The organism is Accumulibacter sp. (genome assembly GCF_036625275.1).
GTDB lineage: Bacteria > Pseudomonadota > Gammaproteobacteria > Burkholderiales > Rhodocyclaceae > Accumulibacter.
The window spans coordinates 1-8,914 of the sequence record NZ_JAZKUD010000126.1; the positions used below are offsets into that span (position 1 = coordinate 1).

10 protein-coding genes are annotated in these 8,914 nt (G+C 63.5%); 3 read left to right on the forward strand and 7 right to left on the reverse strand.

From position 1 onward, the window contains the following. Window positions 1–196 (forward strand): c-type heme family protein (locus V5B39_RS20725; protein ID WP_332344732.1); only part of this gene is annotated, 196 nt, incomplete at its 5' end. 64 nt (window positions 197–260) lie between these two features. Here the strand turns inward: V5B39_RS20725 and V5B39_RS22350 are convergent. After that, entirely contained in the window at window positions 261–320 is a 60-nt protein-coding gene (locus V5B39_RS22350; RefSeq protein WP_434735742.1) for a hypothetical protein, read from the reverse strand. Between V5B39_RS22350 and V5B39_RS20730 the strand changes: the two genes are divergently transcribed. Beyond that, on the forward strand, window positions 295–426 hold the full coding sequence (locus V5B39_RS20730) for a hypothetical protein (RefSeq protein WP_332344733.1): 132 nt from the start codon (window positions 295–297) through the stop codon (window positions 424–426). The genes V5B39_RS22350 and V5B39_RS20730 overlap by 26 nt on opposite strands. A 126-nt stretch (window positions 427–552) precedes the next feature. Here V5B39_RS20730 and V5B39_RS20735 read toward each other — a convergent pair whose 3' ends face one another. Then, complete coding sequence (locus V5B39_RS20735) at window positions 553–705, reverse strand: hypothetical protein (protein ID WP_332344734.1); 153 nt, start codon at window positions 703–705, stop codon at window positions 553–555. 235 nt (window positions 706–940) lie between these two features. Between V5B39_RS20735 and ppc the strand changes: the two genes are divergently transcribed. Further along, window positions 941–3,730 carry a phosphoenolpyruvate carboxylase gene (gene ppc, locus V5B39_RS20740; RefSeq protein WP_332344735.1) on the forward strand — a complete coding sequence of 930 codons (2,790 nt, stop codon included), beginning with the start codon at window positions 941–943 and terminating at the stop codon, window positions 3,728–3,730. Between the two features lie 243 nt (window positions 3,731–3,973). Here the strand turns inward: ppc and V5B39_RS20745 are convergent, their stop codons facing one another. The 5 genes from V5B39_RS20745 to aroC form a co-directional block, all read right to left on the reverse strand. Further along, a complete protein-coding gene (locus V5B39_RS20745; protein ID WP_332344736.1) occupies window positions 3,974–4,228 on the reverse strand; it encodes an IS3 family transposase in 255 nt (84 codons plus the stop codon). A 355-nt stretch (window positions 4,229–4,583) separates the two neighbouring features. Continuing rightward, on the reverse strand, window positions 4,584–5,702 hold the full coding sequence (ald, locus tag V5B39_RS20750) for an alanine dehydrogenase (protein ID WP_332344737.1): 1,119 nt from the start codon (window positions 5,700–5,702) through the stop codon (window positions 4,584–4,586). Between the two features lie 174 nt (window positions 5,703–5,876). Further along, window positions 5,877–7,064: an MFS transporter gene (locus V5B39_RS20755; protein WP_332344738.1), complete on the reverse strand. Its 1,188-nt coding sequence runs from the start codon at window positions 7,062–7,064 to the stop codon at window positions 5,877–5,879. 46 nt (window positions 7,065–7,110) lie between these two features. Then, window positions 7,111–7,365 carry a YdcH family protein gene (locus tag V5B39_RS20760; protein ID WP_332344739.1) on the reverse strand — a complete coding sequence of 85 codons (255 nt, stop codon included), beginning with the start codon at window positions 7,363–7,365 and terminating at the stop codon, window positions 7,111–7,113. Between the two features lie 81 nt (window positions 7,366–7,446). Next, window positions 7,447–8,550, reverse strand: a complete 1,104-nt coding sequence (aroC, locus tag V5B39_RS20765; RefSeq protein ID WP_332344740.1) for a chorismate synthase — start codon at window positions 8,548–8,550, stop codon at window positions 7,447–7,449. Window positions 8,551–8,914 lie beyond the last annotated feature (364 nt).

Sequence of the window (8,914 nt, forward strand, 5' to 3'; positions counted from 1 at the left end):
CACCAACGGTCGTCCGGTGCTGCGTTACATGAAGGCGCTGCCGGTCAGCGAAGTCTGCCTCAGCTGCCACGGTCCCGTCGACGGTCTCGATGCAGACCTGCGCCGGACACTTTCCGGGCACTACCCCGACGACCGCGCAACCGGTTACGCCAAGGGTCAGATTCGCGGCGCGCTGACCGTCAAGCGTCCGCTGTAAGCCAGGGTGCCGATTCGCCCGGCGCCGCGCGGCCGATGCCGCCGGCCTCGCCCGCTGGCCCGAGTCAGTGACGCACTACGCGGCGGCGTTGCCCGGCCATGGCAAGACTGATCGCCGTCGCCAACAGCACCAGCGAACCCGGCTCGGGAACCGGTGCAGATGGGTCACGGATCACGTCGAAGCGGATGTTGTCGATGCCGATGTTCCAGTCGGTTCCTCATTCGATGTAGCCCGGAGTCCCGCCTTGCGAATTTTTGCCGTGCGCAGGAGAAACGCCGGCGACGAGGGAAACGCTGATAACCTTCACTATCGAGGGGTTTCTTGACGGTCATGGCCGTTGGCTCAGCGCTCCGTTTCTACCCCCCTTGCAGGCGCCTCCCGGCAGCCGCCATGCCTTCTGGCAGCGAGCGGATGTGCAGGTCGCGCTGCGGGAACGGAATCTCGATGCCGCGTTCCTCCAGCGCGCGCAAACCCCTGGTTGGTCTCGTCCCGAATACGAATTCGATCAACGCCTCTCCTGGTCGCCGCTCGTCCCGCGGACCCGGTGGGCGTGAAACTCCGCCGCCGCCCGAACCCATAGACCACAAAGACGGGCTTCGACTGCCAACCCTGGCCAAAGGCATGAGCTTGGGCCGCTCCTCGGCTGCTCTTCCTCGTGTTCTCGCAGTCCGATCCACGCTTGACGGCCATGCATCGGCCGTCATAGACTCCCCAGCATCCGTTGGACTTCCGATCTTTCCCGCGATGAACTCCTCCACCATCGACATCCAGGTCCCGAGTGACAAGGATGCGCCACTTTTCGACGACATCCGCCTGCTCGGGAGGGTACTCGGCGATACGGTTCGGGAGCAGGAGGGCGACCCCGTCTTCGACATCGTGGAGCGCATCCGCCAGGAATCGATCCTCTACGCCCAGCACCAGGACGAGAGCGTGCGTGCCGGTCTTGAGGCCCTCCTCGATGGGTTGCGCCGGGACACCGCGCAGTCGATCATCCGCGCCTTCACCTATTTCCTGCACCTGGCCAACATTGCCGAAGACCAGCACCACATCCGCCGCCGCCGGATCCACGAATCCAAGGAATCGACCCCGCGCGAAGGGAGCTTCGACTTCCTGCTGGGCAGCCTCGACCGGGCGGGAATCGATGCCGCGACCTTGCGCGCCACCATCGAGCGGCTACTCGTCTCGCCGGTGCTCACCGCGCACCCGACCGAGGTGAGCCGCAAAAGCATCCTGTCCTGCCAGCACGACATCGCGCGCCTGCTGGATTCGCGCGACCGCCTGCGCATGACGCCGGACGAGCGGGCCGACAGCGAAAACGCCCTGCGGCGCCTGGTGCTGACCCTGTGGCAGACCCGCATCCTGCGACCGACCCGGCTGGCGGTCATCGACGAGGTGAAGAACGGCATCAGCTATTTCGATGAAACCTTCTTTACCGAACTGCCACGTCTTTACTGCGAATTCGAGGACAAGCTCGCGCGCCGGCGTCCCGAGGACAAGCCCTGGGCCCTGCCGTCGTTCTTCCGCATCGGCAGCTGGATCGGGGGCGACCGCGACGGCAATCCCTTCGTCACGGCCGATGTCCTGCGTGAAGCCTTGCGACTGCAGTCGTCGGCGGTCTTCGACCACTATTTCGCCGAAATCCACGCGCTCGGCGGCGAATTGCCGCTCTCCGAACTGCTCGCCCGCGTTTCGCCGGAACTGGCGGCCCTCGCAACCGCGTCGCTCGACAAGAGTCCGCAACGATCGGACGAACCCTACCGGCGTGCCCTCACCGGCATCTACGCGCGCCTCGCCGCGACCAGCCGGACGCTGGACCGGCACGAGGCGCTCCGCCACGCGGTCGGCGAGGCCGTGCCCTACGCGACGCCTGCCGACTTCGCCGCCGACCTGCGCATCCTGTCCGGTTCGCTGCAAGGCAACGGCGGCGCGCGGCTCGCCGGCGGCCGGCTGCGCCGGCTGATCCGGGCGGTCGAGGTGTTCGGCTTCCACCTCGCTCCGATCGACCTGCGTCAGAACTCCGACGTCCACGAGCGCACGGTCGCCGAACTCCTTGCCCGCTGCGGCCGGTGCGCCGACTACCGTGCACTCGACGAGGACGGCCGGATCGCGCTGCTGGTCGACGAGCTGGCATCACCGCGCCTGCTGTATTCGCCGCATCTCGAATACAGCGAGGAAACGCGCGGCGAGCTCGCCATCTTCTTCGCCGCGTTCGAGCTGCGGCGCCTCTACGGCGATGCGGCACTGCCCAACGCCATCATCTCGAAGACCGACGGAATTTCCGACCTGCTGGAACTCGCGGTACTGCTCAAGGAGGCCGGACTGCTCCACCCGGGCGGCGTGCCGGTCGGCGCGGCCCGCCTCGATGTAAACATCATCCCGCTGTTCGAGACCATCGACGACCTGCGCCGGGCGCCGGCCGTGATGAACCGCATCCTGTCGCTACCGCGCTACCGGGCGCTGGTCGGCTCGAAGCGCGAAGAGCAGGAGATCATGCTCGGCTACTCCGACAGCAACAAGGACGGCGGCTTCCTCACCTCGGGCTGGGAACTCTACCAGGCCGAAGTCGGCCTGTCGGAGGTGTTCCGGCGGCACGGCGTGCGCCTGCGCCTGTTCCATGGCCGCGGCGGCAGCGTCGGCCGCGGCGGCGGACCGTCGTACGAGGCCATCCTCGCCCAGCCGGCAGGTGCCGTTTCCGGCCAGATCCGCATCACCGAGCAGGGTGAGGTGATCGCCTCCAAATACGCGCACCCGGAAGTCGGCCGGCGCAATCTCGAAGTGCTCGCCTGCGCCACCCTGGAAGCGACGCTGGTCGACCACGAAGGCACCGGCGCCCCGACGCAATCCTTCCGCACTGCGATGGAGCGCCTGTCCGCCCTCGCCTTCCGCGCCTACCGCGAACTCGTCTACGAGACGCCGGGATTCACCGAGTATTTCCGGGAATCGACCCCGCTGTCCGAGATTGCCGGCCTCAACATTGGCAGCCGCCCCGCCTCGCGCAAGGCCTCCGACCGCATCGAAGACCTGCGAGCAATTCCCTGGGTGTTCAGCTGGGCGCAATGCCGACTGATGCTGCCCGGCTGGTACGGGTTCGGCAGCGCGATCGAGGCCTGGTCGCGCGAGACCCCGGACGCGCTCGATCAGTTGCGCGCCATGTACCGCCAGTGGCCGTTCTTCCGCACGCTGATGTCCAATATGGACATGGTTCTCGCCAAGAGCGATCTTGGCATTGCCCGCCGCTACGCCGGACTGGTCGTGGATGCGGACCTGCGCGAGCGAATCTTCGGCCGCATCGCCGCCGAATGGGCTGCCACCCGCAAAGCCCTGCTCGAGATCATGGAGCAGCGAGAACTCCTGGAGATGAACCCGCTGCTGCAGCGTTCGATCCGCAACCGCTTCCCGTACATGGACCCGCTGAACCACCTGCAGGTCGAACTGCTGCGCCGGCACCGCGCGGGGGAATCCGACGAGCGGGTGCGTCGCGGCATCCACATGACGATCAACGGCGTCGCTGCGGGGCTGCGGAACAGCGGATGATTTTTGCCGGTTCCCGGCGAGCAGCCCTTGCGCGATAATTCGCCCTCCCTGCGACCGCGCACGTCTGCCGATGCCCGCACGCCCTGAGGTTCCCTCGGTTTTTCGTCTGCCAAACGGTCATGACTTTGCAAGATACCCCCAATGATGAAAGTCATGACCGTTTCCCTCTCCCAAGACCCCTCCCCCGCGAGGGGGGAGGGGAGATTCGAGAGTCGCTCACGACTTCCATAGTAAGGACGGATTTCATGCTACCCCCTTTTCCTGACGCTGCTCGCTGATCCAGTTCTCCAGGAACTGAACGGGCGACTGGTAGCCGAGGGTCGAATGCTGGCGCTTCCGGTTGTCAAAAACCTCGATGTATTCACAGGCAGCAGCCTTGATCTCGGCAGGCGTCGCGTCGTGAACACCCTGCAGCCGCTCGTTCTTGAAGCGGTTGAACCCGTTCTCCGTCGGCGCATGGTCCCAGCAGTTTCCTTCCCGGCTCATCGAGCAGGTCATGCCGTACGCCTTGAGCTTGTCCTGAAAGGCATGGCTGGCATTCGTGGGGGATGGCGTTTTCGAGGCCGATGCAAAAGGTCGCGTGGTTTTTCGCCCGGCCCACGGGCTGGATCTGCCCGCGATGGCAAAGGTTCAGACCGCCGTACGGCAGGTTGCTGCAGGCCGTCGAGCAGCGCGGCCTGCTGTCGGCAGACGATTGAAATTCCTATTCTTTCGTCGAAACAGTCATGACCGTTAATGTGAAAGTCGTATCAGCGACTCACGAACCTCCCCTCTCCTCTCGCGGAAGAGAGGTCGGGGGAGAGGGAAACGGTCATCACTTTCAGATCGGGATCGCCTGGAAAAGCCATGACCGTTAGCCGGCGATCACCGACAGCGCCTCATGATAGTCGTAGTCAAGGTCCTCGGCGACCTCACGGCAGGTGACTTTTCCGAGGGCGACGTTGAGACCATTGCGCAGGTGTTCGTCGTCCTGAAGCGCCTGCCTCCAGCCCTTGTCGGCGATCTGCAGTGCAAAGGGCAGGGTCGCGTTATTGAGCGCATAGGTCGAGGTGCGCGGCACGCCGCCCGGCATGTTGGCGACGCAGTAATGCACGACGTTGCCGACCAGGTAGGTCGGATTGGCATGCGTCGTCGCCTTGGCCGTTTCGCAGCAGCCGCCCTGGTCGATGGCGACGTCGACGATCACCGAACCCGGCTTCATCGCTTCGACCATCTGGCGGGTCACCAGCTTGGGTGCGGCGGCGCCAGGGATCAGCACGCCACCGATGACCAGATCGGCGCGCAGCACATGCTGCTCGACGTTGTCCCGGTTGGAAAAGACAGTGATCACGCGCGCGCCGAGCAGGCGATCCATGCGCCGCAGCACATCAATGTTGCGATCAATGACCACCACCTGGGCACCGCTGCCGACTGCGATCTGCGCTGCATTCGAGCCGACGACACCGCCACCGAGAATGACAATCCTGGCCGACGGCACGCCGGCGACGCCGCCGAGCAGGACACCCATGCCGCCATGCGCTTTTTCGAGGCAGTAGGCACCGGCCTGGACCGACAGGCGGCCGGCGACTTCAGACATCGGTGCCAGCAGTGGCAGGCCACCGCCAGCCTGTGTGACCGTTTCGTAGGCGATGCAGACCGCACCGCTCTTGACCAGATCGGCACACTGCGCCGGATCGGGCGCAAGATGCAGATAGGTATAGAGAATCTGTCCTTCGCGCAACATCGCACGCTCTTCGGCCTGCGGTTCCTTGACCTTGACGATCATTTCGGCACGGGCAAAAATCTCCGCAGCGGTCGGTGCAATGGCCGCGCCAGCCTTCCGGTAGACCTCGTCGGTGGCGCCGATGCCTTTGCCGGCGCCGGTTTCAACCGTCACCTGATGGCCGTGGGCGACCATTTCCCGGACCGATGACGGGGTCAGACCAACGCGGTATTCGTGGTTCTTGATTTCTCTGGGTACTCCGATGTGCATCTCTGTCTCCTTACCAGTGGTTGCGGGCTGACCATCTTAGGCCATTTTCTGACGAACGACGCTTTTTTTGACCGTTTCCCCGGTGCCAGCAGACCCTCTCCCCAAGGCCCATAGCGGTTTCCATGAGAACGTCAGAATCACTGCTGCTCGTGAGTCGCTGACGCGACTTTCACATCAACGTCGGGCCACGCGTAGGGGGCGTTTCTCGCAGACCTCATCGAGATCGCTGCGTTTCACCCACAGCACCACGAAAATCAAGCCAGCGGCAGCAAATACCGAACTCAAGGTATAGGTCAGCCCGGCCCCCAGGCGGTCCCAGGTCCAGCCGCTGAGCAGACTGCCGAGCAGGCCGCCGGCGCCAAACGAGATACTTGAGTACAGCGCTTGTCCGCGCGCCTGGCAGTGTCCTGGGAACCAACGATTGACTGCGGCAATCGCTGCTGCATGATAAGCGCCGAAGGTCAGCCCGTGCAGGAGTTGCGCGAGAATGATCACCGACAGCCACTCGATGCACCAGCCGATCATCAGGAAACGCAATACCGTTGCCGCAAAACTGAGGAGAAGAATAACCCGCAGGCCAAGGCTGCGCTGCATGGCGGCCATGAAAAAGAAGACGCCAATTTCGGCAAGGACGCCGAGTGACCACAGGCAGCCGACCAGGAGCTTGCTGTAGTGATGATCGGCAAGGTGGATCGAGTAGAACACATAGAGCGCGCCATGCGCTGCCGACATCAGAAAACACGCGGCAAACAGTGCCCGGACACGCGCCTGGCGGAGGATCGTGGCCACCGGGAGCTGCTGATCTGCCGATCCATACGGCGCCACTTCGGGGACCACCAGCGCGCAGACCAGAATGCCGGCCAGCGTGCCGACGATCACCCATAGCAGCCTGGGCAAGGGCATACTGTCCAGCAGCGCACCGGTTCCCATGACGGCGACGATGAAGCCGATCGATCCCCATAGGCGGATGCGGCTGTAATGGCCAGGCTTGTCACGCAGATGGTCGAAAGTCACGGTTTCGACCAGCGGCAGCGCGGCACTCCAGAAAAAGGCCAGCAAGGCCATGGCGACCAGCATCGCCACAAAGCTCTGCACGATAAAAAAGGCCGAAAACCCGAGCAGGCTGAGCAGAGCCGCAAGACGAACGATCCCCACCCGCTGCGCCAGACGATCCGCGAGCGCGCCCCATAGATAGGGCGCACAAAGGCGCATCAGCTGCATTTGCGACATCAGCAGGCCAATGTCCCAGGCCGAAAACGACAGCGACTGGAGATAGAGCCCGAAATAAGGCGAAAACGCGCCGACGAAAGCGAAATAGAAGAAGTAGTAGCCGGAAAGTCGCCAGTAGGGCAGGTCATGCATCTGGCAATTCTACCGGATGCATCCGACGACACCGGCGTCGATCGGATCAGACGCCGTTCTTCTTGTGTGCGACCAGCATTCGGTACATCTGGTCCTTCAGCCAAACGCGTTGCTTCTTCATGTTCTCGATGGTGAAGTCGTCGACCGGCAGGTCTTCTTCTTCGAGCCGCTCGACCTCTTTGGTCAGTTGATGGTACTCGTCGTACAGGTGACCAAACTGCTCGCTTGCCGTTTTCAGCGAGTGAATGTAATCCAAATACTCGGGAAACTCATGGTGAAGGTCGTGGTGCTCAACTTGCATAATCATCGCCCCTGTGGCTGGTTCCGGCCCGCCCCATGCGTGACCGGACAACGCGATTATACCCATTGCCAAGTCTGCCCGTCACCCCACCGGACGCGCCGGAATCGCCGGCATCGAGCAGACCACGTCGGCGCACTGGGCACGATGCCGCAGGGCCTGATCGATCAACACCAGGGCCAGCATGGCCTCGGCAATCGGTGTCGCGCGGATGCCCACGCAAGGGTCGTGTCGACCCTGCGTTGCGACGACCATCGGCTGGCCGTCGAGGGTCACCGAGCGGCGCGGCAAGCGAATGCTCGAGGTCGGCTTGATCGCCAGATTGACGACCAGATCCTGGCCACTCGAAATACCTCCGAGCACACCGCCGGCATGATTGCTGAGAAAGCCCTGCGGTGTCATTTCGTCACCATGTTCGCTACCCTTCTGAGAGACGCAGGCAAAACCGGCGCCAATTTCGACCCCCTTGACCGCATTGATACCCATCATCGCATAGGCAATCTCGGCATCGAGACGGCCATAAACCGGTTCCCCCCAGCCCGGTGGAACACCCGTTGCCGTGACCGTGATCTTCGCCCCCACTGAATCGCCGGACTTGCGCAACCCGTCCATGTACTGCTCGAGTTGCGCAACGATCGCCGCGTTCGGGGCAAAGAAGGCATTGCCATCGATCTCATCGGTGGCGACGAAAGGGATCTCGATCGGACCAAGCTGACTCATCCAGCCGCGGATGCAGACGCCGTAACGTTCTGCCAGCCACTTGCGAGCAATCGCCCCGGCAGCGACGCGAACGGCCGTCTCACGCGCCGAGGAGCGACCGCCACCACGATGGTCGCGAAAACCGTATTTCTGCGTGTAAACATAGTCGGCATGTCCCGGACGGAAGGTCTCGGTGAGGTTGCCGTAGTCCTTGCTGCGCTGATCCTGGTTGCGGATCAGGAGAGCAATCGGTGTGCCCGTGGTTCGGCCGGCAAAGACTCCCGACAGAATCTCAACGGTATCGGGCTCACGCCGCTGCGTCACATGCCGCGAGGTGCCCGGCTTGCGGCGATCCAGATCGGCCTGAATATCGGTCTCACTGATTGCAAGTCCAGGTGGGCAGCCATCGACCACGCAGCCGATCGCCGGCCCGTGCGACTCACCAAAAGAAGTCACGGCAAACAGGGTGCCGAAGGTATTGCCGGACATGGCGGCCTCTTGAGCGTTAAAATCAAGCAGCAGTCTACCATAGCGCTCCCCTCCCCTCTCCGAGCTTTCCTGATGACCACCAAGCCGACACCTTCTGACCGACCACATGCCAAAGCCAGTCCAAAGGTGGCCACGCCGCAACGTCCGCCCGTTTCTGGCAAGACCTTTCCCCAGCCACAGACCCGCTGGCAAAGAACGGCGCGTTATAACTGGGACAAGGGGGGCAGCCGAGGGGGCCGCTAAGCGCTTCCGGATAAGTCCTCCGACTTATGCGCGTATACTTGCCACCCCCACCTCCCGAAAGCCTCGCCATGTCCCGCAAAGCCAAAACGCTGACGCTCACCGATGAGGAACGCGGCCAACT

Excerpts from the sequence above, each read along its gene's own strand:
- V5B39_RS20760 (WP_332344739.1), bottom strand. The coding sequence starts at position 7,365 with ATGCAAGTTGAGCACCACGACCTTCACCATGAGTTTCCCGAGTATTTG.
- V5B39_RS20745 (WP_332344736.1), bottom strand. The coding sequence starts at position 4,228 with ATGACCTGCTCGATGAGCCGGGAAGGAAACTGCTGGGACCATGCGCCG.
- V5B39_RS20730 (WP_332344733.1), top strand. The coding sequence starts at position 295 with ATGGCAAGACTGATCGCCGTCGCCAACAGCACCAGCGAACCCGGCTCG.
- aroC (WP_332344740.1), bottom strand. The coding sequence starts at position 8,550 with ATGTCCGGCAATACCTTCGGCACCCTGTTTGCCGTGACTTCTTTTGGT.
- V5B39_RS20755 (WP_332344738.1), bottom strand. The coding sequence starts at position 7,064 with ATGCATGACCTGCCCTACTGGCGACTTTCCGGCTACTACTTCTTCTAT.
- ald (WP_332344737.1), bottom strand. The coding sequence starts at position 5,702 with ATGCACATCGGAGTACCCAGAGAAATCAAGAACCACGAATACCGCGTT.
- ppc (WP_332344735.1), top strand. The coding sequence starts at position 941 with ATGAACTCCTCCACCATCGACATCCAGGTCCCGAGTGACAAGGATGCG.